Here is a 25,797-nt window from a genome sequence, read left to right on the forward strand (position 1 = left end):
AATTTACTCAACTTCCCAAAATCGATATCACGAAATAAATCCATATTGAACGCTTAACTAGCACCAGATTTTAATTATCGAATATGTATTATCTGTCAAACTCTTTATATTCATCTATATAGAAAGCTACATAGCCGCAGTTTGGACATACAGCTGCCTTCGGTTTTGCAGAAATACTATTGAGAATCCCTTTGCCTTTTTGACTGATTTTAATTCCATACATACCACCTTCTACATTCACTTTACAATCTTCTATCATTTCACTTTTGCAATGCGGACAACTTCTTTTCATTTACTTTCCTCCAGTAAATTCAATATCAACGTAATGGCAGTCTGATTATGGTGAAAAAGTTCAAGACTCTACCACACTCCTAATTTTTTCAGGAATCATGACAACCTCTGTACTGAGGTCAACAGGTCGAAATTCTGGATCTATACATTCATTCCAGTATCGTAAATGTTCCTTGTCAATCCAATGATCTGAATCCTCAACATCCTGACCGTGTTCGCCTTGTGCTGAATACCAATATAAGTATTCAGTTCCATCAAGAACTTCTCTGAAGATGGTTTCGACATACATTTTTTCAGCATCCAAAGTGATCAGAACATCTTTCATATTTTCGTTTAAAAAATTCAGCCATTCGTCAACTGTTTCAGATTTACCTTCTTTTACTTTGAATCGTGTTAGTTCTACGTTCATATCCTCACGCCTCAATTCTTCTCCAGCATTCAGTACAATCCATTTAACCATTGACTTTAGTGATGCTAAATACCGGGTAGATACTTTTTAGAATATTTTACCTTATCTTAACATAACCACATGTAATTCCTATGAAAAGTCACAATTATTAACAAAACCTTTAGATTGCTTCCTGTTCTTCACGCCTTCCCTTCAACCTTTGTTTCCATAAAAAAAGACACGAATTCATCGTCGAATTGTGTCCTGGTTAGATTTATTCTTTTCACTTATCTTTTTCATTTATGTAGCAGGAAGCAAAATACGGTTTCACTTTGTCATCGTCAAAAATTGTTTTGTCCGTTCTTCCTTTGGATGATCAAAGATTTCTTCCGGTGTCCCTTGCTCCACAATGTACCCGTCATCCATGAAAATCACACGGTCCGCCACTTCCCTTGCGAAGTTCATCTCATGTGTGACAATGACCATCGTCATTCCTTCTTCCGCCAAGTCCTTGATGACCTGTAACACTTCCCGGACTAATTCAGGGTCCAATGCAGACGTTGGTTCATCGTAAAGCATGACTGTTGGATTCAGTGACAATGCGCGCGCAATCGCTACCCGTTGCTGCTGTCCTCCCGATAATTGGACTGGATAGTGATCACATCGATCGCCAAGTCCTACTTTACACAGAAGGACTTCAGCTACTTTCTTTGCTTCATTAGACTTAACTCCATGAATCGTCATTGGACCTTCCATTACATTTTCAATTGCCGTCATATTGGGGAATAAGTTGAACGACTGAAATACGAAACCGGTTTTCTTCCTTAACTCCCTGATTTCTTTCTTCCGTTTACGATCCAGTTTCCCACCTGTATGTAATTCGTGGGGACCAATCTGGATCAGCCCTTCGTTCGGCTCTTCCAAATAGGTCAGGCATCGGAGGAAAGTAGATTTCCCTGAACCGCTCGGCCCCATGATCACGACGACTTCACTTTTATTGACTGTCAAGTCCACTCCTCGCAACACTGGATTTTCACCGAACGCTTTCTTTATATTTTCCACTTGTATAACCTTCAATATCCTCTCTCCCTAAATACAAATTTTCCATCGGCATTAACGCGCTAAGTATTTTGATGAACGTTTCTCGAATTTATCCAGCATCGTTGTAAAGAATGTGATCAGGATCCAATAAATGGCTGCTGCAACTAAATAGATTGTCAGTGGCTCAAAAGTTTTTGCAATGATTAGACTCGACATTTGCAATAATTCTGTAACGGTAATGACCGACACGAGGGAAGTATCTTTGACGAGAACGATAAATGAGTTCGATAATGTCGGAATGGCTATACGGAGACTTTGCGGAAGAATGATTCTTCTCATAGCCTGCCCATATGTCATTCCCATGGAAATCGCTGCTTCCATCTGTCCTCGGTCCACAGCAAGTATCGAAGCACGGAATGATTCAGAAAGATACGCACCTGCGTTCAGGCTTAACGCCATAATTCCAGAAGAAATAGGATCTAGTGAAATACCGATTTGCGGCAATCCATAATAGATGACAAATATTTGCACAAGCAGTGGTGTGCCTCGAATTATGGAAATATACATACTGGCGATTTCATATAAGATCTTCACCTTTAAAATTCGGATTAGAGCTGTGGAAAAACCGATTACTAGTGCAATAAGTACGGATAGACAACTTAAAAAGAGCGTCATGACGGTTGCTTTTACAAGAGATGGCAATGAGTCGATTATTATTGTTACATCCACTGATCCACTTCCTTCCAGACTTTCTAACAAGTTAAGTGAAACCTATTCTTTGAATTTAATGTGAATTCCAAGCTCATCTAATTCTGCAACAAAAGGATCGAATCGTTTCTTTACAATAATTGTTTCAATGGGTACAACACCTGTTTCGATTATCTTTCTCTCCGCAATCCATTTCGCAGCGAGTGCAGCGGGTAGCGCGGTTGTTTTCGCCATGGATGTGATGTTTCGTTCGCAGTCATACAAGTCAACCATTTCCCATGTAACTTTTTTATGGTGACCATCTTTCATTCCGTCCACTTCCACCCGTACGACCGTCACATCCTCATTAGATCCGCCTATCAGTTTCAGCGCCAGGATTTTTTCCGAAAGTTTCGCTGGAGTAGTCGTTATACCATCCATTTCGAATGGCTCTTTATCAAGAAACCCTAATTCTTTTAGCACCTTCATCTTCTCCCAGTGTCCCGGATAGCGAATGGTCTTTTCGGTCAAGTTCTTTACTTTTCCTTTTAACGTAAATGCCGTGCTATGGGCGTCCGTAATAACGGCTTCGCAATCACCCACTGGATAAGGAAACGTTAATGGCTCCAGACCTGACAACGCGGGCAGTTCGACAATTTCACCATTTTTTATGGCATATGCGGGTTTGGTATACAGCCCCAAAACGCTCTCGAGCCGAAATACGATTTGGTACCATAACGGGGGTACCGGCCATCTTGGAATGCCTCCGCATATTAAGACAGCTTCATCCGCTTTATCCATCATTTCGATTCCCCTGGCTGCAAGGAAGTTCGTAATGCCAGGCGCCACACCGCACCCAGGTATGATTGTGACTCCTGCCTCTTGTGCTTGTGTGTGTAATTCCATTTTCTCTTGAAACATCGATCCGACCAGATCCACTAAATGACAGCGGGAGGCAATTGCTGCTTTTACCGCAGTCAAACTTAACGAATGCGGAAGACACCCGACAGCAACATCTGCTTCCGTCAGTATTTCAATGAAATCCTCTAGCGTAGACAAAGAGGCTGTCTTCCCAAAAACCTTTGGATTATCTGTAATTTCGAGGCATTTGTCGATACTTTCTTGACGGACATCGACTGCTGTGACCGATTCAACGCTTTCAAACTTTGCCAGTTCACTTACGATGGTTGTGCCGATCATTCCAGTTCCTAAAACGACGATTCGCATACTAATCTTCACCCCAATCCGTTTTATGAAGAAAAATCCTAGAGTAAACAACCATTTTCATCTGTTCACCCTAGGACTTCATCATATGTCTAGCGGATCTGTTCCGAACCACTTCTTATAGATTTCCTTATACGTTCCATCCTCTTTCATCTCTTTCAACGCAGCATTCACTTTTTCTACAAAGTCTTCGTTTCCTTTATTCACTGCCATCCCGATTTCGTCTTTGTTTAATATGTCACTAGTGACTTTAATCGGTAAGTTGTTTTCTTTAATGTTGTAGTTCATCAGCAGCTGGTCATTAATGATGACATCCAATCGTTTGTTCGTTAAATCCTGAATATAATCACCAACCGCTTTATACAATTTCACGTCTGCGCCATCTACACTTTTAGCAACTTCTTCAAAAGTGGTTCCTCCGCCAACGCCTACTTTCTTTCCTTCAATATCCGCAAGTTCCTTAATGTCATCGGTATCTTCGCGCGTTACTAATACGGAACCCGTCACAACGTAGGGATCTGTGAAGTCCACGCTTTTTTTCCGTTCTTCAGTAACGGTCATCTGACCGATGATAATATCGAATTTGTCAGCTTTCAGTCCGCCGATTAGACCGTCCCATTTCGTTGCGATGAATTCTGCTTCAACGCCTAAACGTTTCGCGATTTCGTTCGAAATATCGACGTCGAATCCTTGGAACTCGTCCTTATCGTTCAAAAAGTTAAACGGAGGGTATGTCCCTTCAAACGCGACTTTCATTACCTTGGAATCCGTGACACGATCGGCCACAGCTGCATCTGCTTCTGCTTTCTTATCCTTACTTTTGCCCCCACATCCCGCAAGTACAGCTGCAAGTGCGAATGAATAGATCGCAAACAATAGTATTTTTTTCAAAGTTACTCCCCCAAGTTTCATATTTACGAACAGGTAAACCGATTGATTCTGATCTCCCCTTTCTTCTTGTGCCTGAGTGATTGGTTGTCCTATTCCAGTTAGGTACAAGTTAGTTCACTATATGTCCGAGCCTAATGAATCATTCATCATCCGAGCAAAGAAAAAAACGCCAGCGGGGCTGACGCGGATTCTGCGTCAACACTGCTGGCGATTACTTTTCATTGTTTAATAGTTATCAATCTGCGCTCTTTGCAACTTCCCGCTGTAATCCACATAAACGGATTTCCACTCCGTATACACATCGAGCGCAGCTACACCTGAATCCCGATGTCCATTTCCAGTCCCTTTCGTGCCACCGAAAGGCAGATGGATTTCTGCACCTGTCGTCCCTGCATTGATATAGACAATTCCTGTATCGAGGTCTCTCATTGCCTGGAACGCGAGATTGACATCAGAAGTGAAAATGGAACTGGATAACCCGAATTCCACACTATTATTCACTTCAATCGCTTCTTCCAGACTATTCACCGGAATAATAGAAACTACCGGACCAAAGATTTCCTCTTGCGCAATTCGCATATCCACCGTCGCATTGGTAAAAATGGTGGGCGCATAGAAATTTCCAGTGACGAGACCGCTATCCGTCACCATACTGCCGCCCGCTAGAAGCGTAGCACCTTCCTCAAGACCGATTTTCACATATTCATGGATTTTACCTAGCGCTGAACGATTGATCACCGGACCTACTTTCACTTTTTCGTTGGCCCCGTCCCCAAGCGATAATTCACCAATCCGTTCAACTAGTTTCGTTTCAAGCGCTTCTTTTGCATCCTGATGAACGATAATCCGGCTTGTCGCCGTGCATCGCTGACCGCTTGTGCCGAACGCCCCCCAAAGAATACCATCAACCGCAAGATCCAAATCCGCATCATCCAACACAATTACGGCATTTTTCCCACCCATTTCAAGCGACGTCCGTTTTAGCAGTTCTCCAGCACGTGCATTAATGGCACTGCCGACTTCGTTCGACCCCGTAAAGGAAATCAAATCGATATCCGGATGTTCTACCATTGCGTTTCCTACTTCTCTTCCGGAACCATTTACTAAGTTCAGCAACCCTTTCGGCAGTCCTGCTTCTTCAAAGATCTTAGCGAATTCGTACGCGATGATCGGCGTTTCAGTTGCTGGCTTCCAAACAACCGCATTTCCTGAAACGAGTGCCGGAAACGACTTCCAAGAAGCAATGGCAATCGGGAAATTCCAAGGGGTGATCAAGCCCGCAACTCCAATTGGAACGCGCACACTCATCGCGAATTTGTTACGCAGTTCAGAAGGAACGGTATCTCCAAAAAGACGTCGGCCTTCTCCTGCCATATAATAGGCCATATCGATTGCTTCTTGCACTTCTCCTCGAGCTTCGTCAATCACCTTGCCCATTTCACTTGTCAAAATCTGTGACAACTCTTCTTTTCGTTCTTTCAAAAGAGCGGCAATTGTGTATAAGTACTCCGCACGCTCAGGCGCTGGAACAAGACGCCATTCCTTTTGCGCTTTTTTAGCAGCTTGAACAGCACGATTTACATCTTCATCTGTCGACTGTGTGACTTCTCCTAAAATTTTTCCGTTCGCCGGATTGAGCACGTCCACAAATTTGCCCGATGAGGACTCACACCATTCACCGTCGATGTAATTCAATAGTTTTTTAGTGTCATCCCCTTGTATCGTTTTCGTTCCTTTTTTATTCAAATGAACCACTTGGATCCCTTTTCGATTGACCATATTTATTGCCTCCTTCACTATTTTACGTATCTGCTAAATACTTTCCTGAATGCGATGAATCGCTTCGAATAATCGTGTATTCGGAACCGATAAAGAGATGCGGAAATACCCTTCTCCACTTGGTCCAAACGCATTACCAGGTGTTACGATAACCCCTGTTTTCTCTAAAATATGTGTGACGAATTCCGTGGAATTGAAGCCTTCAGGAACAGGCGCCCAGACGAAGAAACTTCCTTTTGGCGGGTCAACTTCTATTCCGATGGAGGCTAGTCCTTCCAATACGACCGACATTCTTTCTTCGTATATCCGATTATGCGATGTCACACAGCTTTGGTCAGCATCTAAAGCGAAAGCCGCAGCTTTTTGGATTGGTGTAAACTGCCCAGTATCCGTATTACTTTTAAGGACGGATAGTGCTTTGATGATTTCTTTATTCCCTACTACATATCCGATTCTCCAACCCGTCATATTATACGTTTTCGAAAGCGAACCGAATTCTACTGAACATCCTTTGGATCCCTCTACCTGCAAAATACTCGGCGCACTATAATCCGAAAACGTCACCATGTTGTAAGCCGAATCGTGCGCAATGGGAATACCATGTTTTTTTGAAAAAGCAACTGCCTTTTCGAAGAAGTCAATATCCACTGTAGCTGAAGTCGGATTTCCAGGATAATTTAAAAACATCAATTTAGATTGACCAAGTACTTCTTGAGGAATCACACTGAAATCCGGTTCGAAATTATTCTCTTTCAGTAAAGGCATGTCGTAATAAGTTCCGTTTGCAAGCAAAGTTGCCATCCGATAGACAGGATAACTCGGGTCCGGTATCAATACCGTATCCCCTGGATCGACTAACGTCGGAATTAAATGGGCAATCCCTTCTTTTGATCCGATAAGGGCTAGTACTTCTGTTTCGGGATCGAGATTCACACCGTATTGCCGCAAATAGAAATCAGCAATGGACTGTCGGTATTCAAGACACCCTATGAAACTGGGATATTTAAAATTCGCAGGATCTTGCATTTCCTTCACTAACTTTTCAACAATATGCGGAGGTGTAGGCAAATCAGGATCCCCGATCCCTAAATCGATAATATCTACCCCTTCTTGAATCATCGCAGCTTTCTTTTTATTGATCTCTGCGAACAAATACGGGGGGATTTGTCCCAAACGGTTCGATTGATAGTTCAAAAAAATCACCTGCCTTATTTATAATCACGTGAATTGATGTCTCGCTAGCTACTCTATGATGGTTTGGTTTGGAGTATGCCTCACGACCGAATTCCGCGTTGGTTTTAGTGAAACGTTCATAGGGAATCCCTTCTATACAACGTCTTAAATTCGAGGTGAACTATGTTTTTCAATGGATGGGAACCGATTGTAAGGACAGTGGCAGTCGGGTTCTTCAGTTATGTTGGGCTTATCATCATTTTGCGAATCTCCGGAAAACGCACTCTGTCGAAAATGAATGCGTTTGACCTTGTCGTCACCGTTGCACTCGGCTCGATTCTTGCTACGATTCTATTAAGTAAAAAAGTGGCACTTGCAGAGGGTCTAACGGCTTTTTCCATTCTGATAATTATGCAATATGTCGTTGCTTGGCTATCCGTCAGATCTCGTAAAGTCAGTGATCTTATCAAATCGAATCCTCAGTTACTCTTTTATAAAGGTGAATATTTAAAGAACACGATGAAAAAGGAACGTATCCTGGAAGTTGAGATTCTTCAGGCAGCCCGCTCCAATGGGCTGAGCTCATTGGATGAAGCAAAAGCTGTCATTTTAGAAACGGATGGGAGTATTTCTGTCATTCAGAAAGAAGATGAAATCCATCTATCTACGCTTGCTAATGTTCGAAAACCTTAAAACTGAATAGATGATCACCTCTAATGATTAGTAGGTAACGAAGGAAAGACCGGATCTAGGTATTGGATACTGATCCGGTCTTTTATTTCTATTCATAAATACTGGCTTCATTCAAACACGTCAACTAAATTATTTCTCATAGGTTAAGGAAGGGATTACCAGTCTCTATCACGAATTAATTTCATAGATCGAAGAAAGGGGCTTATCAAGCATGAAACCACCTATTGCAAAACGGTTCCCCCATCCCCATGAATTGCATGGAGATGTGCGCGAAGACGACTATTATTGGCTGAAGGACCGCAACAATCCGGAGGTCATCGAGTATGTAGAAAGTGAAAACCGATATTATAACGAGATGATGGAGCCTCTAAAGGAACAAACCGAAGAAATCTATCAGCAGATGGTGGATCGAGTTCCTGAGTCAGAAGTTGCGGTTCCTGTTCAGCATGGACCCTACTTCACCTATTCACGCTTGGACAAGACGATGCAATATCCAATCTATGCCCGGAAGAAAGCAGCTTCTCGAGAACTTTTACCTGAAGCAACAGAGGAAATCGTGCTCGATTTGAACGAATTAGCAAAAGAAAGCGATTACTTAAGTGTCACAGCACTTCGATGGAATACAGATCAGAACCTCCTCGCTTATTTAGAAAATCGCGATGGGACAGATCGATATACTGTTTTCATCAAAGACATGGAAACCGGACAGCTTCTGACAGACCGTATTCCGGATGTTTTCATTTACGGAAGTGTGGAGTGGAGCCGCTGTGGAGACTATATTTTCTACATCACTGTAGATGCATCGGAAAGGCCGAGCCAGTTAATGCGGCACCGTCTAGGCACTGACACGGATCAGGACGAGCTGATCTATGAAGAAAAAGATGAGACGTTCACGCTTTCCATAAGCAAATCTCAAAGTGGGAAATTCATCATTATACACGCGAAATCGAAAACAACCAGTGAAGTCCGTTTGATAGATACAGATTCTCCGCTTGCCCCTCTCCAACTAGTTGATGCACGAAGAACTGGGATTGAATACGACGTGGAACATTGGGGTGAAAACTTACTGATTCTGACGAACGAAAATGCACAAAACTTCAAATTGCTGCGCTGTCCTATTAGTGATTTGCAAGCACGGGAGAACCTCGTTGACTACGATGAAAAACGTTATCTGCAAGCACTGTATCCTTTCCGGGAAAAGCTGCTGGTCGCTGGACGAGAGAACGGACTGACACAGCTATGGGAACTGAAAGACGGACAATTAGAACGAATGGAATGGGATGAACCCATCTATTCTGTTTCCGTTAAATCCAATCAGGACTATGATGCATCAGAAGTGTTACTCAGTTTCGAATCGATGCTGACACCTGAAACAACTTTCGGATTAGATTTGCACAATGGTGTAAGATCTGGTATTCAAGTTGCGCCTGTCAGTGGAGAATATGACCCTTCGAAATTCAGACAAAAGCAGGTATGGGCGACAGCGGAAGATGGAGTAAAAGTTCCATTGAACCTCGTCTATAAAGAAGGGGCTCTCGATCATGGACCCGCCCCGATTATTCTCTATGCGTACGGATCATACGGCGCCAATAGTGAACCGTATTTCAGTCCTTATCGTCTGCCCGTTTTAGAAAAAGGCGTTGTTTTTGTCACTGCACAAGTACGCGGCGGATCAGAGATGGGGAAACAGTGGTATGAGGACGGAAAGATGCAAAATAAGCGGAATACGTTCACTGACTTCATAGCGGCAGCAAAGTATCTAATTGAGGAAGGCTATACAACTTCCGAAAAGCTGGCAGCTCGTGGAGGCAGTGCAGGTGGATTGCTTGCAGGCGCAGTCGCCAACATGTCAGGTGATTTGTTCAACGTGATTGTACCTGAAGTACCATTCGTCGATGTCGTCACTACGATGCTCGACACGTCCATTCCCCTCACTACACTTGAATGGGACGAATGGGGAGATCCACGTGAGCCGGAAGCGTATTTCTACATGAAGTCCTATAGCCCATACGACAATGTAGAAGCGAAAAGCTACCCGCATATGTATGTGACAACAGGTCTTAACGATCCGCGTGTTGGATACTGGGAGCCCGCTAAATGGGTCGCACGTTTGAGAGAACTGAAAACCGATAATCATATTCTCGTCATGAAAACGAATATGGGAGCCGGCCACTTCGGCGAATCCGGTCGTTTGAACCAATTGAAGGAAGTTGCGTCGCTGTATGCGTTTGTGCTAGATAAGATTGGAACCGGTGCCGATCTAAAAGTTGAGGATAAAGTTCAATAACGTATAACCGAAAATTAGGGGGTGACAGCATTTTGCTATTCTCCCCCTTATTTTTTTATTCTTTTTTGGTTGGCGCCGCCAGTAGCTAAATAATAGACGCAGCCAATTGCATTGTGGTGATCTTCGTAAAAGATAGCTATTGCTTATTTCTAATTTCCTCTAAAAGAGAAATTATCTTTTCATTTTGTTCAATCACTGTATCGTTTTGCTTTCTGATCTTTGCAAAGTCAAACAAAAACACGACCAGAATCACTAATATGAAGGCCAATAACACATACTCTCCCCATTTCAAGTATTTAATGAAAACGTTCAATTCCACATAGGATTTTAGCCATTTTCAGGTACAAACCTTCTTCTCCATTTGCACATGTCTGGTAAATTATAAGAAGGTCGATTCTGAAGAACTGTAATATAAAGAATAACAAAATGACTGATTGTACATTTTATTTGTTCGCGTTCAAAACCTTAAGAATAAATCCTTCTTTGTACTGTGTATAGTCATTCATATCACCAGTTTCATTTTGTAGAAAACTAAGTTTGACTCCTTCATATTCTTTTCTTAATTCTCCTGAGGAATTAAGTGCGTTACGAAATGAAATTAAATCGTTCCACTTTTTCCCTCGGTATTCTATCAAATGAATAATGTGGGTTTTGATATCAAATGTGTCGTCTGTGAACCGAGCTATAACTATTTCATTTTCAAGGACTACACGAAGACGGTGGAAACCGATCCCCTTTAACTTCTCAAAGATATAAGAAGGTACATTGTTTATATCATCTACGCCAACAGCAAAATCAATCATCGGTTTAGCTTTAATATCGCGAATTGAAGTGCTCCCTATATGCTCAATACATTCAAAATCGATTCCAGCTGCAGCATTGATTTCTCTTTGTGTTTTATAGAATTCATCCTTCCAACCTATTTGGGGCTCAACTACTTTTATTTCCCCTCTTTTCAATCCTAAAATCACAGTTCCTCACTCCTAATATTTAAAGTACGTTCATTACAAATTGGTCTTATAACCGAAAAAGGGTGCAACTCTTCTTCAAGAATGCACCCGATTAATGGTTAATAAGCTAACGTTGTTCCTGTTTTGCAATTGGAGATTCTTTTTTTTGCCAATCAATCGTTCCATCGCTTTCCTCAATTAACTTCTGCCAGTAACTACCTGTTTTCTTATCAAATATAATTACGTTTCTTTCATTTACTGAAATAAACTCGTATCTGTACTTAACCTTCTTTTTGTTATCAAGCGAATGAGATATTAAACCAGATCCTATGATTATACACAATCCCCAAAAAACAATAGCCATACTGTCACACCTTCGCTTTCAATTTGATGCTGCTATAACACAAGCGCCCTGCAAGAAAAACCTCTAATTATTTAGCAATTCTCATCGTTTGCGTTATTCCCTTCTTAGGACCAATCCATAGAGTCCAGTTTATATCGACCTTCTAGAGGCCAAACAAAAAGAATTATTTTCAATTCTAGATTTCACTTTAACTATTCTCGGTCGGTTATATCTTTGAATTAAGCAGAAGGGGATATGTATAAAGAAATTAACGATGGAACAAATAAAGGCCAACATAAAATACTCATGTGGGTTCACTACTATAGAAAGAAAACCTAGTATTGCTATGGTTAAATGCCCAAATTCAGCATAATATGTTTGCATAAACACTTTATCTAGGTATCCAGGAGTTAGTTCGCTTTTTAAATTTTTAAGAGTAGAATTCATAGCCGGTAATTTATCTTTCCATGTGTTAATTCTTATTGATTTGTATAGTTGTCTTTCAAATGACTTTTCTTTGAAAAAGAAATTGTTTTGAAAAATGACTTTTGGTAACAAACGACTTCCATAAGCTACGCCATAGTTGAGAATAAGCCAAAATGAAGTGTTAATGATTATCATATATATAGTAAATGGCAAATTATCACCTTTTTAATTAATTTTTGGAGTACTTTACTAAACGGTCTAGTTCTTGTATGGTACTGATGACAATTCCAGTACAGCATATTATTTCATACGAACAACAAAGAAAATGCTCACGATGAAATAATATATTGCTATTATTGATAAAGAATCCGTTAAAACAATCAAAAAGTCATTGCTCTTAATAATAAATCGCCACAAAAAGGAGCTAATCACAAAAATTGTTGGGAATAAGAGAAAATACCCTAAAAAATACTGCTTTGCTCTGGTCATTATAATCCTCTCCTTGCGCTGCGAATTAGTCCATTTAAAGCATATTCCATGCTCTTTTAGAGCTCAATTGCAATTAGAGGACAAATCGTTAATTATCCAAATCATCATCCAGCCAGGATTTCTTGTTTTCCCCTTGGTCATAATCTCTTTCGAGAGATTGCCCTAGGACAGATCTGTTAATACCATCTTTGACAGCTTTAAAATCACAAGATACAGAATTGCCCTCGTTAATCGAACTAAATTAATTAACCACCAAATTTAAAACCAAGTAGTATAGTTAAAAATAAAGCAATAAATAAAACGCTTGAAATTAACGTTATAATTGGGATTACTTTATAATTATCTTTTTCTTTTATAGTTCCAATCACTCCGAAAATCAACCCTAAAATAGCTGGCAGAGGAGCTATTAACAAAACATTCGTTATTGCACCTAGTGGATTCTCTTTATATATATTGAATAGGAAAAACAGTATTTCAAAAATAAAAATCACTAAAAAAAATGCTGAAATTTTACCTGGTAGTGTTTTGGGCAAAGTGAAACAGCTCCTACTCTTTTTTCGAAACAAAGGATTTTACATTATTTCAATCTGTTGACAAAGTTCTAACTATGGCTTTTTAATTGAATATCTGAATAATCAGCCTACCCTATCAGTGTAACATATTCCCATTTATACACGTATAGGAATGTGTACTATTTGTATTTCTTATCTTTCAATTGGTCAGCTTACTATAGAGCTGTTACAACTTTTTAATAGCGTGTGATAAGACTGTAGCAGCTGTTAGCTAGAAACCAAAATAGAGTTAAGAGGTTCTTCTGTTAGATGTTATAGAGCGGTAGGTGGACGTTTTAGTACATAAAAAAAGACATGTATATATGCGACTTACTCATACACACAAGCCCATTTCCAATACGACAATTACCCTCGATTGAAGAAGACTTTTATTCGTCTGAAAAGAATAATTCTTTAGATAGTCCGTTGTCTTTACCATATTCAAACTTGCCAATTTTACCTTTTTCCTTAGTAGAGAACAAAACAACTCCCGAAACATCTGCTGTTCTTTCTTTCTCACCATCTTTTGTATAACCGACAGTTGCAGTGAATGTATATCTGTTCGAATCCTTTTCAGGTTGATTAACGACTGTGTCTTTCAAACTTAATTTGTAACCTGAAAATTCTGCCGCAGTTTGATATCTCAGAGCTGATATTTGAAGAAATGGGACTAGATAGTCTTCTGTAAAATAATCTCCATATATTTCTGTGATGTACTTATCGAACTTCTCATTGACCTGCTTACCATCCACAATCTTTGTGTTATCAGGATTATCAAGCAAATCCATCATCTTTTTATCAGGACCGTTGAACTGAAGCTCAAGGATTTTTTCGACAATACCCACATTTGGATCCCTTGCCTCGGCATTAGAACAGGCAGCGAGTAATCCCCCAGTAAGTAGCAACAAAAAACTAATGAATGACACTTTGAACGATTTTACATTTTTATTTGAGATAATATTTCCCTTCCTTTGTCTTATTTACGCAATTCGTTTCTGTAAAGATTCAATTGTCATCAAAAATCATCTTCTCTTCCTCATCAATTTGGCACGATACGGGCACACTGGATCTTCAATACCTGTCTCCGATTGAGGGATTATTGAATTGTGCTACCGCTTTGCCCTTTTCGGCCAAATAAAATTGCTTATGCCGATTAAAAAATCAACCCCCAACACAATTGTCCATACTTTTAGAAACCCATCCAACACTTCTGTTCGAGAAGAATCGTTTATTAAATAAATTAAGACGAATAAAATTCCGGCTCCTATTAGAAAGGCAAGCACATGTTGTCCCCAGCTCTTAAAATAGTGTTTGGCATAATCAATGCCAAATTTTTTAACCGGCTTCAATCCTTTTTTCATCACATAATATTGAAAACGTATATCAGCCCATTCAATCATACTCCTACCGAATGCGATAGATATCCCAATATACACAGCAGCAATTGCATGCACTTTGGTAGCGGTCGCACCGCGATACAAGTCTACACCAGTAGCAATTAATAAAATTAAATCAATGACAGGTGTTAAAGCTAGGAAAAACAATCCTAATCTATTCCTTTTAAGAATATATCGTGTCAATAGGCCTAAAATGATAACAAGCCAAAACCCTATTTCACATACAACAATCAACCACGCAATTATATTCACCTCAACACCCCTTTGTACAACGCACGCAGCTTACCTATTTCACCTTATTAGTCCAACAAAATAGCTTTATTACTGAAAAAGGTGCAAATCTTCTTCGAGAAATGTCCCCGATTGGTTGAATACAGGCTAATGATATAATTAACTGTCACTTAATCCAGTCACAACATTTTGTATTCTACTGTCTGTTTCACTATTAAGGTATTCGTCTACATAAACATAAAACAGCAATACATTATTAACCTCACACACTTTATATGAGACCGTATCCATACTTGCTGTTTTTTTACGCCAATCTTCCAAACCCTTTTCCCGTTGATTATTTGAATTATAAATATAAACTAAAACCTGTTTTCCATCCAATTCATAAAAAGAAGGTCTAACCCCATTAAGTTTCATTCCGAATATATTGTCATTCTTAGTAGCTTTGCTTTCTTTTAGTGACAATTGTTGTTCTTCAAATGAGGCTAGCACCTCATCCAGTATAATTGCATTGGGATCATTTGCTTGGCAAGCAGTTAATAAGAATAACAGTGATATTAAAGTGAATGCTATTTTTTTCAAACAATCTCCCCCTTGAATTGTTCGATGTGAAGATAATTTATATGCTTCAAACTATTGTTTCCTAAACTAAATAGCCCAATTGCGAAACGGTTGTGTTCAATTATCGCCCCTGATTATGTATCACAGGGCGTCTTTTCCCATTCAAAGCGACGCCCTTTTGTCTAATAAAATCAATTTAAACTGATGCGTTGCCTACTTTCCTTGTTAACTTTAAGCATGCAAAAATAATTAATGCAGCGATAGCTCCAGTGATTACAATTGCCAGCGTATTAGTAATAGCAGTTGCTTCACCTAAAACAGCAGTTAGAATCTTATCGAAAGTAGGAATTCCCGCCCATTTAAAAATCCCTGAAAACATCAAAGTCCAAGATAAGATACCAAGTAGAATATAAACTCCATAAATTTTCTTCATTTCCTTCACATCCTTTGTATCAATGTGACATAACAGACTAATTATTCAGTTTATTTTACCGATCAAACCCATCCAATACAAATAAAAAATTCATCTTAGTATTTTAAGTTTATCAATGGGAAGTACAGCTATTATCTAACAGCTGGTCCCCATACCAACGATCCTTCACTCACATAATGGCCCTATTGCGACATAGTGGTGTCACAGAAAAGCCCCCGATTCCAGAATAACCAAGACTTCTTAATCGAAACTTACCCCTTCGGCATCACACCTCAATTTGAAAAAGTATTTAATACTTTCATGCTCACTTTTAATAGAGCTATTGAGTTTCTGCAATGTCCTTTTTCCTACTCGTCGGTCAATTAAAGTAAGGATCTTTGTAACAACATCATGTGACCTTAAAGATGCTTCTATTGGAGAGTTCAAGAACTCTTCCAATGCATCAAAAAAATCGTATTGCGCTAGGATTCCTTCCGCTTTAATTATTTCATGAGCTTGCAATCCAACTTCCAAATTTAACTTTTGGTCATCGATATCATATTCAATATTTTGTTTCTCCCTAATATCCCAGTCTTTTCTATACATTGTTCTTTCGGCAGTAATTGTACACATACTTAATATTTCTTTTTTATCAACTGTAATAACAGCCCTTCCCAACTGGTCATGGGCTTTGCGATAATTAATAATATGAAAGTCAATCCGATCTTTTAATGAATCACAGGTGAAACTTTTTAATTGTTTTTTTACTTTACTCCATTTCGGACTATACATTTTTTTACCCCTATATCTTATAAATTTTACTTAGGCTTGTTTAACAATTTGGCCAGTTTACGTGATCTGGACGCAATCGTTTACATCACAATCGCGCCCGTTTGGTGATTAAAACGATGATTTATTTATCCATGTATAATTAACAAAGTTCAACATCTGGCCATTCATTTCAAATTCTTTCGGACTAGTTTCTGTATGTTCAAAACCATTTTGCTCTAAAACCTTTTGAGATGCTATATTATTGGTGGTTGTTTTTGCCTTAACTTTTTTTATATCCAACTCAACTATTGTTTTGAGTAATAATGACAATGCTTTTTTAGCTACACCTTTTCCAGTGTGGATTTGTCCTACTCTATAGCCGAGAAATCCTACTTTTTCGGTTTCATCAATATCAACTAAATTTATTCTCCCAAGAATAGAATCATTTTTATCCTTTATTAAATAAAAAAAGGAAAATCCTTTGTCTTGTTCTTCAAGCAGAGATTCATGCCTTACTTTAAAACCCTCTGGCTTGTAAAAGTCATCTCCCCGAGACGGTACCATATCTTCAAAAAATTTTCTGTTTTCAATTTCAAATTCATATAAACTTTCAGCATCTGTGTCTTTTAACTTTTCAATTACTATATTCATGGATTCATTCCTCCAATCACTTGGACGTTAGTGACTATACATCTGCTTTACCTACTAAATGGCCCGATTGCGACATAGTCGTGTTACAGAAAATCCCCCGTTTCTAAACTTTACCCTCATCGCTCGTGGTAAATAATAAAGTGATTAGAGTTAGAAATGAAGTTAGTATAATTACCGTAAGAATAAGCATAATCAAACTCCTCCTTTTGCGTTAACTGGTCCGTTTAAAGCACGGATTTTATGAGTGAATTTCCCTCCATTTTTGTATCAAGTATTCACCAGCCTATGTACCTTTGCCTATTACTCAATTCCACAAAGAATGGATATAAAAGAAAAATGATGACAGTAAAAAAAGGAAGTAAGCTAAGTAAGATAATTGCCGGTATGTCAAAGAAGATTTGGATCAGTAGGGGTAATAAAATAATCATGGTTAGAAAACTTATTCTCTTTTTAGATTTTTGTGTTTGATATTGTTTTTCTCCGCATTTTGGACAAGTCATTGCAGGGTTCAGCGTTGTCGTATTTTTCATCGTTTGTTTCCAATTCCACTTTTCATTACAATTTTGGCAAGTTGTCATTATATACCTCTCCCCCCTAAATACAGATTCCATTATTGAATGGTTCGTTTGAAGCGCGGATCTTATTTTGAATTGCCCACAATAATTTCACGTTGCTTTTTCACCAGTAAACAATCAGGAATACTTTTCCATTGCCAGTTCAATTCTATTCTGATGTTTTCTGTAATATCTAAGTCGCGACATTTTTCCGAGATTAAAAGCACCGATCACGTGACGAACTTTGATGTTATTAACAATCAAATCGTTATATTTATCGTCTTCCAGATATGTCTGAAACCAATTTTCTCGCTTTAAATACGATAGATTCTTTTCGATTTCCTCTTCTGTAATTTCCTTTAAAAAAGAGAAAATCAGTATGCTTATATTACTTATCAATTCAATTATGGATTGCATGCAACAGCCCCCATATATTTAGTAGCTTTTGCTATATTAACAAAATCTTTAACCTTTAATTAAATTATTTATCATTTCATCTCCTCTTCCTATTGTACCAATATATGTAATAAGAAATCAAAGTCTATTTAAAACATTCAATCATTGATACACAGTACCTTATAGCAAATTCGACAGCTGATGCAGCTATACTTGCAAGGATTGTTTTCTCGCACACTTTAAAAATAACCTCCATATAAAATCCTTCAACAAGGGTTTCATATGGAGGTCATCTATTTAACACATCATGCGTATACACTGGTCCACCGCATAAGGCCCTATTTTTCAGGAAAGTCATTCCTCTTCCTTCTGCCCGCCACCAGAATTGCAGAATACAAAACTAACGCAATCCCAAGCACTTGCCATCCATGCAGATAATCTCCAAGAAATAAGACTCCCATCAGCACAGCTACAATCGGTTCAATGGTCGCTAAAATGGATGCCTTGCCTGCTTCCAAATATTTTAGGCCGGACGTATACAATACATATGCGGCTACCGTTGAAACCAGAGCTAGCAGCAAAGCGGATCCCCAGACATCTGCATGTTGGAATAGGTCTGCCTTTGTTAAAATATCGCTAGTCACTAACATAAAGATGCTCGTATACAAAAACGTATAGGTTGTAATCGTCAATGCTGAATAACGCTTCGTCACCGGCTTTGTAAAAATACTGTACAACGCATAGCAAAAACCTGAAAGTACGCCCATTAGCAGTGTTTTTCCTGGGATGCTTTGTTGTCCAAAGGGAACCAATCCTACGACAAATGCACATCCAGTAATCGCAAAAACGAGTGCCCATGCTTTACGGGTCGTTAAAGGTTCTTTAAAGAAAATACGTGATAGAATCGTGACAAACAAAGGACCCGTATAGAGTAACGTTACAGCCAATGACAAATTCGATTGAGAAAACACTTCAAAATAAAAATAGTTGAAGAATGCCAAGCTGAAGATTCCCGCACATGCGAAAAAGAGATGATCTTTTAATCGAGTTCGCAACTGTTTGCGATAGAATAGGACCATAATGAGTAATAAAAAGATAAAGCTGAAGATTGCACGAATCGCCACGACATCCCATGGTGTGAAACCTTGTGCGTACAGCGGAGCTATGAAAAGACCGATCAGTCCCCAACATGCTGCCCCTGCTATCGTCATCAAATAGACGTTGAGACCCGGTTGTGTTTCCATTCCGCCACCTCCTTACTGCATCTCTATGTATTTTACAAACTCCATCATACAACAGTCAGTCACACAAGCCTATGTAAATATCTGATTAGTTCTTAGCTAATGCATTAAACAAAAAGTAACCATACAGTTTGACTTATCAGCCAAACCGAATGGTTACTTACAATGCATTTTTTACTTTTCACATATCATGTCGATGTTTCATTCCTCCACAAACTTTCCGTGATCCGGAACTGCCAGCTCTTTGAAGTCACTCGTCAATTGCCTTAAATTAGTTTGCAGCCAAGTCATGTCCGTCACAGGCACCCCATGTCCGGTAATTGCAAGTTCAGGCTGCAGGGCCGCCAAGTTCTTGACGGATAGCTCCGTACTTTCCCAATCTGGTGTCAAATAGCGCGGCGGGCCATTCATTTCCAATTCCTGTGTAATCACTTTGTAGAGCGCGTCTTGTTTCACGGTGACGAACGCATCTCCTGCAATCAATGCATGATCCGTCTCTCTGAACAGCGAAATGTGTCCCGCTGTATGACCTGGCGTGTGGACCCATTTCCATCCTGGCATGTAAGGTATGGAATGGTCTGTAGGCAGCACATGTGCGCGATCTCCGATATTGATCGATTCACCCGGAAACATGAACGACATCTTGGCGACCATCCCGCCTTCTACAGAAGCATCGGGCTTCGGATAATCTTGCTGACCCGTGATAAAGGCATACTCTGATTCGTGCGCATACACAGGGACGTCCTTCCACTCTTCAAGCAGGTCGATCAGTGCCCCTACATGGTCAAAGTGGGCATGCGTTAAAATGATCGCTTTAGGCGGTCGGCCTGGACCGAAACGTGCGGCAGCTGCCTCCATTATCTTTTCACTGGACTTCGGCATACCCGCGTCAATCAGCACCCACTCTTCGTCGCCGGGTTTCCCATAAAAGATCACATTGACAATTTGTACAGTATAACAATATAGATCAGATGTCACTTCAACCCCTACATTGCTGTTTTGTGAAGTGATCGGTTGAAAACGTTCAGTTGACGAACTTCTTTCCATAAAGAATTCCTCCCTCTTATCTGTATTCACAAATTATCAGATTTCCAAGTACTGAAAAAAGCTTGACCTAATAGGACTTCCTTTAAACTGCCATACCCGTTTTCATGGGAGGTTCACTCTTAATCGTTCATTTTAGAGAACTGATTTGCATGAAAGATAAGATCACTACGCATAACCTGCCCACAAAGTAAAAAGCCATCCATTGCGCGTAAGCAATAGATGGCTCTTCACTATGTTCGTTCAACTTTCCACTGAAATCTCTAACATATCCAGCACTGCATTAAGCATGCTGTACTACAATCTCTTCTTGAACAACATCTACAGTGACTTTTCCTAAACTTTCTTCTTCCAACAGAAGATCTGTCAATGGATCTTCGATTTTGTCCTGGATTACCCGACGCAATGGACGAGCCCCGAAACGTTTGTCATACCCTAACTTCACAAGTGCTTGTTTCGCTTCTTGGGAAATCGTAATATCGAGTTGGTTTTCCTCGATCGCTTCTTGTAAATCGAGTAGCATCAAGTCCACAATTTCCAATAAGTTATCTTCAGTCAACTCGTTGAATGCAACAATCGCATCGAATCGGTTAAGAAACTCTGGTTTGAAATAATCACTTAATGTTTCAAGAATCGTCACGGACTCATGCTCCGTCTGATTAAACCCGACACTCACTTTTTTAGCTACGCCAGTTCCTGCGTTGCTTGTCATAATGATGACCGTGTCCTTGAAACTTACTGTACGTCCGTGGGAATCCGTCAAACGGCCATCTTCCATGATTTGAAGGAACATATTTTGCACATCGGGATGTGCTTTTTCGATTTCATCGAGTAACAGAATCGAATATGGATTGCGGCGAATCTGTTCAGTCAATTGACCCGCTTCTTCGTGACCGACATATCCTGGAGGCGAACCGATGATTTTGGATATCGCATGTTTCTCCATGTATTCACTCATGTCCAAACGGATCAGTGCATCACGTGAACCGAATAACTCTTCAGCCAACACTTTGGTGATTTCAGTTTTACCGACACCCGTTGGACCAACAAATAAGAATGACCCAATCGGACGGTCTTTCGATTTCAATCCTGCACGGCTGCGGCGTATCGCCTTAGCAATCTTATCGACTGCTTCAGATTGACCGATGACTTTCTTACCGAGGTTTTCAGCAAGGTCTTTCATTTTTGCTTGTTCATCAGCTTGTAGTTTCGTTACGGGTATCCCCGTCTTCTCTTCTACAATCAATTGGATATCTTCGACTGTTACATGGAGAGTATCCATTGTTTTTGCTTCTTTAACAGCATCCAACTTTTCACGCAAGCTCATTTCTTCAGCATGTAACGTTGCTGCTTTTTCATAATCCTCGTGATCTGCCGCTTGTTCTTTTTGTTGAACCACATCTTCCAATCGAGTTTCAAGAGAAGCTGAATCACATGCATTCAGTTCTAGATTTAAACGGGATCCCACTTCATCCATCAAGTCAATGGCTTTGTCCGGTAAAAATCGATCCTGGATGTACCGGCCGGATAATGTCACAAACGCCTGTACAGCTTCATCAGAATAGTGTACGCCGTGGAAGTTTTCGTATCGATCTTTTATGCCATTCAAGATTTTCACTGCATCTTCTGCTGAAGGTTCTTTTACAATGATCGGCTGGAATCTCCGTTCAAGCGCAGCATCTTTTTCAATTTGACGATACTCTTTCAACGTCGTTGCCCCGATCAGCTGCAAACTGCCCCGTGCTAATGCAGGTTTCAAAATATTACCCGCATCCATCTTGGAGCCTTCTGCAGTTCCTGCACCGACAAGCAAGTGAATTTCATCCACGAATAACAGCACATCGTTGCGTGATTCCAATTCTTCTATCAGTTGTTTCATCCGCTCTTCAAACTGACCGCGAATTCCTGTGTTCGTGACGAGTGATGCAACATCCAGCACATATACTTCTTTGTTCAGCAATTTTGCCGGTACGTCACCTTCGTGAATCTTCACAGCCAACCCTTCCGCAATCGCTGTCTTACCTACTCCGGGTTCTCCAATGAGCACCGGATTGTTTTTATTTCTTCTATTTAACGTTTCAATTACACGTTTAATTTCTTGAGCCCGACCAATGACTGGGTCTATCAACCCTTGTCGCGCATCGTCGGATAAATTCTTACCCAATTCGTCCAATAGACTAGGTTCCTGACTTTCCTGTTCTCTCACTTGAGTATGAGCGTGTTTTCCGCCATTGGCTTGGAAAGACTGATTGCCTTCACTTGAAAATGACGGCATTTGCCCATTACCTAGTTGACCTTGCAGCTGTTGAAAGCAGGAACGGCAAAGATTAACCTGCATCGCTTGTTGGTTCATTTGAAGTCGTAAACTCATCGTCGCTTGGTTTTTTTCACAATGTTGGCATCTCATAATTGGTTCCTCCTTTAAAATCTATTCATGAATTAAGGCTAAATCGACCTTGACTATCTTTGACCTTAACTACATTTTACACTGACCTAATTTGACTTTCAAGAAATCTGCTTGCCTTTCTTTAAACTAGACGTACATTAAGCACATACACTTATATTGTGTTTGATAAACACTGAAAACAATGTCTTTTGCATTAGGCAGAGGTCGTTTACTATACTAGGTACATTGAGAAAAAAACTTCTCAACTCTGCTTTTGTGGTTCCATTTTAAACAGAAGCTTATTCGAATGAAGGAAAGAAGGAATTGGCCAACCATGACGATCTTTATCAAGCTAATTCAAATCGCAGTTCTTTACAGTTTTTATATGATAGGAAATTGGCTGCATGAGACCCTGCATATCCCGCTCCCCGGCAGTATTATTGGATTATTACTCGTCTTAGGCGCGCTAAGCACAAAAATCCTGAATTTGAAATGGATTGAATCCGGCGCATATTCCCTATTATCGGTGCTGCCGATATTCTTCATCCCTGCGACTGTTGCCGTCATGAATTACGGGCATTTCTTTTCAGGTAAAGGGAGCCTGCTCATCCCCATCACAATTATTAGTACGTTCTTGACGATGGGTGTCGCTAGTTTCGTCAGCCAATCCGTTGCAAAGCGGATGGATAAGAGAAAGGCGGGATCTGAATGCAGCTGATCATTCCCGCTACAGGCTTCATTCTATTAACGATCGTCACCTATTTTTTAATGAATGTCGTGTATATGAAATTTCACTGGCCATTTTTAGTGCCTATTATCACGACAACGATTGCTTTAATACTTATTTTGGTTACATTTAATATCCCCTATGAAACCTATATGGCAGGCGGACAATGGATCGATAAGTTATTGGGGCCTGCTGTTGTTTCTCTGGCAGTCCCTTTATACAAACAGAGAGAGTTATTGAAGCGGCACATATATCCGATTGTCACTGGTATTTTGGCTGGCTGCGTAACAGGCATGATGACCGGCATGTTACTCGCTAAAAGTGCCGGGTTTCCAAAAGAACTCGTTCTTTCCATCTTACCTAAATCGATCACGACGCCGATTGCTATGCAGATTTCTGGACAAGTAGGCGGTATTCCAGCACTTGCAGCCGTCTTTGTCATCATTGCAGGCATCTCCGGAGTTCTGCTCAGCCACTATTTTTTAACGTTCTTCAAGTTGGACAGCACACTTGGCCGAGGTATCGGCTTAGGCGTGGCGACGCATGCTATTGGAACGTCTAAAGCGATTGAATATGGTGAACAGGAAGCCTCCTTGAGCTCCGTTGCCATGACACTTTCAGCAATTTTCGGGTCCTTGCTTGGGCCGCTAATCGCCTGGATGTTCTATGGATAAGGATCATTTTATATCTCAATAAGCAGAGAACCGCTGCATGGGTCTCTGCTTATTTTCCAATATGACAATGAAACGCTACCGTCTACGCATCTATTGACTTAGATCGCTGTTTCATTTTTTTATGCAATTCATTTAATCTCTCCATTAATTCTCCGTACTCATTCATACTGATGTTGCATAGTTGAATTTCTTCAGCTACTCGTTTAGTAATGCTGCTTTTTTCTTCAAATGCCTTCTCTTCCAGCGCCACGTAAACTTTCCGTTCATCTTCTGTTGAACGTTCTTTCCGTACCCAGCCTTTCTCTTGCATTCGGGAAATCATAGGGTTCAATGTTCCTGTTCCTAAATTCACCCGCTCACCAAGCTGTTTCATCGTTACTTGATCGTTCTCCCACAATGCCAGTAACACTAAGTACTGAGGATACGTCAGTTTAAATGGCTTTAATGCACTGGTATACAATTTATTAAATTCTCCTGCAGTTTCATAAACAGCAAAACAAAGTTGTTTGTCCAGCGACAAAAAATCATTCATCATAACAGTTTTTCCACGTCAGCTGCTAGTTTTTCAGGAGCTGTCTGTGGTGCATACCGTTCAACTACTTGCCCATTGCGATCGACTAGAAATTTTGTGAAGTTCCATTTGATTTTCTTGGAGAGCATCCCTTTTTTCTCGGAAGTTAAGTGGGTGAATAACGGTTCCGCTGATTCACCGTTCACATCCACTTTAGCGAACATTGGGAAGGTTACACCATAGTTGACCTGACAGAATTCAGTTGTTTCCTCAATGTTTTCAAATTCCTGATCATTGAATTGATCGCAAGGAAAACCTAGGATCGTAAGACCTTGGTCTTTATAATCTTCATACAGTTCTTGCAAACCGCCAAACTGAGGCGTGAATCCACATTTACTGGCCGTATTCACAATCACTAAAGGCTTTCCTTCATACTCCTTCAGTGATAACAGTTCGCCATCCGGCTTTTTAACTTCAAAGTCATAGATTGTGCTCACTCGAACCCCTCCTTTTAGTTAACAGAAATTTCTACTTCTATATTACCACGCATCGCCTTTGAATACGGACAGTAGTTATGTGCTTTGTGTGCATATTCTTCTGCAACCGCCAAATCTACACCTTCAATAGTAACTTCCAGTTTAACTCCAAGCTTCACACCGCGATCTTGCTGGTCGGGATAAAGTGCGACAGTCGCGATGACTTCACTGCTTTCAAATTCAACTTTGTCTTTTTCTAATTGAAGTTCCAATGCGCTGTTAAAACAGGCACTGTAACCCGCTGCAAATAATTGCTCCGGGTTTGATGCAGTCGTGACACTCCCACCGAGTGCTGCTGGTTTCGCTACATCTAAATTGAAAATGTTATCTGGTGAATAGACTGAACCATCGCGTCCGCCTGTATTAATAATCGTTGTTTCGTAAAGTGGTTTCATTTGAAAAACTCCTTTAATTGTATTTATATCGTGTACGATTAAATCATATACGATTTAAAGTGGAATCACAATTATAATGCTTGCTTGAATTTGTTTC

At 40.1% G+C, this 25,797-nt stretch carries 30 protein-coding genes; 4 read left to right on the top strand and 26 right to left on the bottom strand.

What is annotated here, in order from left to right; genetic code table 11:
• Positions 1-88 precede the first annotated feature (88 nt).
• The 8 genes from QT716_RS06765 to QT716_RS06800 form a co-directional block, all read right to left on the bottom strand.
• Positions 89-292 carry a nucleic acid-binding protein gene (locus QT716_RS06765; protein WP_317935285.1) on the bottom strand — a complete coding sequence of 68 codons (204 nt, stop codon included), beginning with the start codon at positions 290-292 and terminating at the stop codon, positions 89-91.
• 60 nt (positions 293-352) lie between these two features.
• On the bottom strand, positions 353-700 hold the full coding sequence (locus tag QT716_RS06770) for a DUF6176 family protein (protein WP_317935378.1): 348 nt from the start codon (positions 698-700) through the stop codon (positions 353-355).
• A gap of 306 nt (positions 701-1,006) precedes the next feature.
• The gene (locus QT716_RS06775; protein WP_398292728.1) at positions 1,007-1,747 is read right to left on the bottom strand and encodes an amino acid ABC transporter ATP-binding protein; all 741 of its coding nucleotides are present in this window, start codon (positions 1,745-1,747) and stop codon (positions 1,007-1,009) included.
• Positions 1,748-1,792: 45 nt separating this feature from the next.
• Entirely contained in the window at positions 1,793-2,449 is a 657-nt protein-coding gene (locus QT716_RS06780; protein WP_317935287.1) for an amino acid ABC transporter permease, read from the bottom strand.
• A 42-nt stretch (positions 2,450-2,491) separates the two neighbouring features.
• Positions 2,492-3,634, bottom strand: coding sequence for a saccharopine dehydrogenase family protein (locus tag QT716_RS06785; protein ID WP_317935379.1), 1,143 nt, complete (start codon positions 3,632-3,634; stop codon positions 2,492-2,494).
• An 81-nt stretch (positions 3,635-3,715) separates the two neighbouring features.
• Positions 3,716-4,522, bottom strand: a complete 807-nt coding sequence (locus QT716_RS06790) for a transporter substrate-binding domain-containing protein (RefSeq protein WP_317935288.1) — start codon at positions 4,520-4,522, stop codon at positions 3,716-3,718.
• Between the two features lie 225 nt (positions 4,523-4,747).
• Positions 4,748-6,301 carry an aldehyde dehydrogenase family protein gene (locus QT716_RS06795; protein ID WP_317935289.1) on the bottom strand — a complete coding sequence of 518 codons (1,554 nt, stop codon included), beginning with the start codon at positions 6,299-6,301 and terminating at the stop codon, positions 4,748-4,750.
• A 33-nt stretch (positions 6,302-6,334) separates the two neighbouring features.
• On the bottom strand, positions 6,335-7,495 hold the full coding sequence (locus tag QT716_RS06800) for an LL-diaminopimelate aminotransferase (RefSeq protein ID WP_317935290.1): 1,161 nt from the start codon (positions 7,493-7,495) through the stop codon (positions 6,335-6,337).
• Positions 7,496-7,657: 162 nt separating this feature from the next.
• Here QT716_RS06800 and QT716_RS06805 point away from each other — a divergent pair, with 162 nt between their 5' ends.
• Both QT716_RS06805 and QT716_RS06810 read left to right on the top strand, forming a co-directional pair.
• Positions 7,658-8,167 (top strand): DUF421 domain-containing protein, encoded by a 510-nt coding sequence (locus QT716_RS06805; RefSeq protein WP_317935291.1) that lies wholly within the window; start codon positions 7,658-7,660, stop codon positions 8,165-8,167.
• 211 nt (positions 8,168-8,378) lie between these two features.
• A complete protein-coding gene (locus QT716_RS06810) occupies positions 8,379-10,454 on the top strand; it encodes a S9 family peptidase (RefSeq protein ID WP_317935292.1) in 2,076 nt (691 codons plus the stop codon).
• A 136-nt stretch (positions 10,455-10,590) separates the two neighbouring features.
• Here the strand turns inward: QT716_RS06810 and QT716_RS06815 are convergent, their stop codons facing one another.
• The 15 genes from QT716_RS06815 to QT716_RS06885 all read right to left on the bottom strand — a co-directional run bounded on the left by QT716_RS06815 (position 10,591) and on the right by QT716_RS06885 (position 22,878).
• Positions 10,591-10,773, bottom strand: a complete 183-nt coding sequence (locus tag QT716_RS06815) for a hypothetical protein (protein ID WP_317935293.1) — start codon at positions 10,771-10,773, stop codon at positions 10,591-10,593.
• A 124-nt stretch (positions 10,774-10,897) separates the two neighbouring features.
• Positions 10,898-11,425, bottom strand: coding sequence for a GrpB family protein (locus QT716_RS06820; RefSeq protein WP_317935294.1), 528 nt, complete (start codon positions 11,423-11,425; stop codon positions 10,898-10,900).
• Positions 11,426-11,531: 106 nt separating this feature from the next.
• Positions 11,532-11,768 (bottom strand): hypothetical protein, encoded by a 237-nt coding sequence (locus QT716_RS06825; RefSeq protein ID WP_317935295.1) that lies wholly within the window; start codon positions 11,766-11,768, stop codon positions 11,532-11,534.
• A gap of 129 nt (positions 11,769-11,897) precedes the next feature.
• Positions 11,898-12,368 (bottom strand): glycosyl-4,4'-diaponeurosporenoate acyltransferase CrtO family protein, encoded by a 471-nt coding sequence (locus QT716_RS06830; RefSeq protein ID WP_317935296.1) that lies wholly within the window; start codon positions 12,366-12,368, stop codon positions 11,898-11,900.
• Between the two features lie 539 nt (positions 12,369-12,907).
• The gene (locus QT716_RS06835; protein ID WP_317935297.1) at positions 12,908-13,195 is read right to left on the bottom strand and encodes a hypothetical protein; all 288 of its coding nucleotides are present in this window, start codon (positions 13,193-13,195) and stop codon (positions 12,908-12,910) included.
• Between the two features lie 407 nt (positions 13,196-13,602).
• Complete coding sequence (locus QT716_RS06840) at positions 13,603-14,058, bottom strand: hypothetical protein (RefSeq protein ID WP_317935298.1); 456 nt, start codon at positions 14,056-14,058, stop codon at positions 13,603-13,605.
• Positions 14,059-14,322: 264 nt separating this feature from the next.
• Positions 14,323-14,862 carry a hypothetical protein gene (locus tag QT716_RS06845; RefSeq protein WP_317935299.1) on the bottom strand — a complete coding sequence of 180 codons (540 nt, stop codon included), beginning with the start codon at positions 14,860-14,862 and terminating at the stop codon, positions 14,323-14,325.
• A 138-nt stretch (positions 14,863-15,000) separates the two neighbouring features.
• Positions 15,001-15,423 carry a hypothetical protein gene (locus QT716_RS06850; protein WP_317935300.1) on the bottom strand — a complete coding sequence of 141 codons (423 nt, stop codon included), beginning with the start codon at positions 15,421-15,423 and terminating at the stop codon, positions 15,001-15,003.
• A gap of 175 nt (positions 15,424-15,598) precedes the next feature.
• Positions 15,599-15,835 carry a hypothetical protein gene (locus QT716_RS06855; protein WP_317935301.1) on the bottom strand — a complete coding sequence of 79 codons (237 nt, stop codon included), beginning with the start codon at positions 15,833-15,835 and terminating at the stop codon, positions 15,599-15,601.
• Positions 15,836-16,075: 240 nt separating this feature from the next.
• Positions 16,076-16,606 carry an SF0329 family protein gene (locus QT716_RS06860; protein ID WP_317935302.1) on the bottom strand — a complete coding sequence of 177 codons (531 nt, stop codon included), beginning with the start codon at positions 16,604-16,606 and terminating at the stop codon, positions 16,076-16,078.
• A 108-nt stretch (positions 16,607-16,714) separates the two neighbouring features.
• Entirely contained in the window at positions 16,715-17,236 is a 522-nt protein-coding gene (locus tag QT716_RS06865) for a GNAT family N-acetyltransferase (protein ID WP_317935303.1), read from the bottom strand.
• 275 nt (positions 17,237-17,511) lie between these two features.
• Entirely contained in the window at positions 17,512-17,847 is a 336-nt protein-coding gene (locus QT716_RS06870) for a TIGR04104 family putative zinc finger protein (protein ID WP_317935304.1), read from the bottom strand.
• Between the two features lie 677 nt (positions 17,848-18,524).
• On the bottom strand, positions 18,525-19,430 hold the full coding sequence (locus tag QT716_RS06875) for a DMT family transporter (protein WP_317935305.1): 906 nt from the start codon (positions 19,428-19,430) through the stop codon (positions 18,525-18,527).
• A 198-nt stretch (positions 19,431-19,628) separates the two neighbouring features.
• Complete coding sequence (locus QT716_RS06880) at positions 19,629-20,474, bottom strand: MBL fold metallo-hydrolase (RefSeq protein WP_317935306.1); 846 nt, start codon at positions 20,472-20,474, stop codon at positions 19,629-19,631.
• A gap of 280 nt (positions 20,475-20,754) precedes the next feature.
• Positions 20,755-22,878: an ATP-dependent Clp protease ATP-binding subunit gene (locus QT716_RS06885; RefSeq protein ID WP_317935307.1), complete on the bottom strand. Its 2,124-nt coding sequence runs from the start codon at positions 22,876-22,878 to the stop codon at positions 20,755-20,757.
• 286 nt (positions 22,879-23,164) lie between these two features.
• Here QT716_RS06885 and QT716_RS06890 point away from each other — a divergent pair, with 286 nt between their 5' ends.
• Positions 23,165-23,575 carry a CidA/LrgA family protein gene (locus QT716_RS06890; protein ID WP_317935308.1) on the top strand — a complete coding sequence of 137 codons (411 nt, stop codon included), beginning with the start codon at positions 23,165-23,167 and terminating at the stop codon, positions 23,573-23,575.
• On the top strand, positions 23,566-24,258 hold the full coding sequence (locus tag QT716_RS06895) for an LrgB family protein (RefSeq protein WP_317935309.1): 693 nt from the start codon (positions 23,566-23,568) through the stop codon (positions 24,256-24,258). The genes QT716_RS06890 and QT716_RS06895 overlap by 10 nt, the downstream gene beginning before the upstream one ends.
• Before the next feature lie 82 nt (positions 24,259-24,340).
• Here the strand turns inward: QT716_RS06895 and QT716_RS06900 are convergent, their stop codons facing one another.
• From QT716_RS06900 to QT716_RS06910, 3 genes are read right to left on the bottom strand one after another with little or no spacing between them, the layout of a single operon-like run.
• Entirely contained in the window at positions 24,341-24,793 is a 453-nt protein-coding gene (locus tag QT716_RS06900) for a MarR family winged helix-turn-helix transcriptional regulator (RefSeq protein ID WP_317935310.1), read from the bottom strand.
• A complete protein-coding gene (locus tag QT716_RS06905; protein ID WP_317935311.1) occupies positions 24,790-25,266 on the bottom strand; it encodes a glutathione peroxidase in 477 nt (158 codons plus the stop codon). The genes QT716_RS06900 and QT716_RS06905 overlap by 4 nt, the downstream gene beginning before the upstream one ends.
• A gap of 14 nt (positions 25,267-25,280) precedes the next feature.
• On the bottom strand, positions 25,281-25,700 hold the full coding sequence (locus QT716_RS06910; RefSeq protein ID WP_317935312.1) for an organic hydroperoxide resistance protein: 420 nt from the start codon (positions 25,698-25,700) through the stop codon (positions 25,281-25,283).
• Positions 25,701-25,797: the final 97 nt, after the last annotated feature.

This window comes from Sporosarcina aquimarina (assembly GCF_033253705.1).
Classification (GTDB): Bacteria; Bacillota; Bacilli; order Bacillales_A; family Planococcaceae; genus Sporosarcina; species Sporosarcina aquimarina.

Excerpts from the sequence above, each read along its gene's own strand:
- QT716_RS06825 (WP_317935295.1), bottom strand. The coding sequence starts at position 11,768 with ATGGCTATTGTTTTTTGGGGATTGTGTATAATCATAGGATCTGGTTTA.
- QT716_RS06765 (WP_317935285.1), bottom strand. The coding sequence starts at position 292 with ATGAAAAGAAGTTGTCCGCATTGCAAAAGTGAAATGATAGAAGATTGT.
- QT716_RS06795 (WP_317935289.1), bottom strand. The coding sequence starts at position 6,301 with ATGGTCAATCGAAAAGGGATCCAAGTGGTTCATTTGAATAAAAAAGGA.
- QT716_RS06830 (WP_317935296.1), bottom strand. The coding sequence starts at position 12,368 with ATGATAATCATTAACACTTCATTTTGGCTTATTCTCAACTATGGCGTA.
- QT716_RS06785 (WP_317935379.1), bottom strand. The coding sequence starts at position 3,634 with ATGCGAATCGTCGTTTTAGGAACTGGAATGATCGGCACAACCATCGTA.
- QT716_RS06860 (WP_317935302.1), bottom strand. The coding sequence starts at position 16,606 with ATGTATAGTCCGAAATGGAGTAAAGTAAAAAAACAATTAAAAAGTTTC.
- QT716_RS06805 (WP_317935291.1), top strand. The coding sequence starts at position 7,658 with ATGTTTTTCAATGGATGGGAACCGATTGTAAGGACAGTGGCAGTCGGG.
- QT716_RS06875 (WP_317935305.1), bottom strand. The coding sequence starts at position 19,430 with ATGGAAACACAACCGGGTCTCAACGTCTATTTGATGACGATAGCAGGG.
- QT716_RS06885 (WP_317935307.1), bottom strand. The coding sequence starts at position 22,878 with ATGAGATGCCAACATTGTGAAAAAAACCAAGCGACGATGAGTTTACGA.
- QT716_RS06855 (WP_317935301.1), bottom strand. The coding sequence starts at position 15,835 with ATGAAGAAAATTTATGGAGTTTATATTCTACTTGGTATCTTATCTTGG.
- QT716_RS06880 (WP_317935306.1), bottom strand. The coding sequence starts at position 20,474 with ATGGAAAGAAGTTCGTCAACTGAACGTTTTCAACCGATCACTTCACAA.
- QT716_RS06870 (WP_317935304.1), bottom strand. The coding sequence starts at position 17,847 with ATGGAATCTGTATTTAGGGGGGAGAGGTATATAATGACAACTTGCCAA.
- QT716_RS06910 (WP_317935312.1), bottom strand. The coding sequence starts at position 25,700 with ATGAAACCACTTTACGAAACAACGATTATTAATACAGGCGGACGCGAT.
- QT716_RS06810 (WP_317935292.1), top strand. The coding sequence starts at position 8,379 with ATGAAACCACCTATTGCAAAACGGTTCCCCCATCCCCATGAATTGCAT.
- QT716_RS06865 (WP_317935303.1), bottom strand. The coding sequence starts at position 17,236 with ATGAATATAGTAATTGAAAAGTTAAAAGACACAGATGCTGAAAGTTTA.
- QT716_RS06900 (WP_317935310.1), bottom strand. The coding sequence starts at position 24,793 with ATGATGAATGATTTTTTGTCGCTGGACAAACAACTTTGTTTTGCTGTT.
- QT716_RS06895 (WP_317935309.1), top strand. The coding sequence starts at position 23,566 with ATGCAGCTGATCATTCCCGCTACAGGCTTCATTCTATTAACGATCGTC.
- QT716_RS06890 (WP_317935308.1), top strand. The coding sequence starts at position 23,165 with ATGAAGGAAAGAAGGAATTGGCCAACCATGACGATCTTTATCAAGCTA.
- QT716_RS06770 (WP_317935378.1), bottom strand. The coding sequence starts at position 700 with ATGAACGTAGAACTAACACGATTCAAAGTAAAAGAAGGTAAATCTGAA.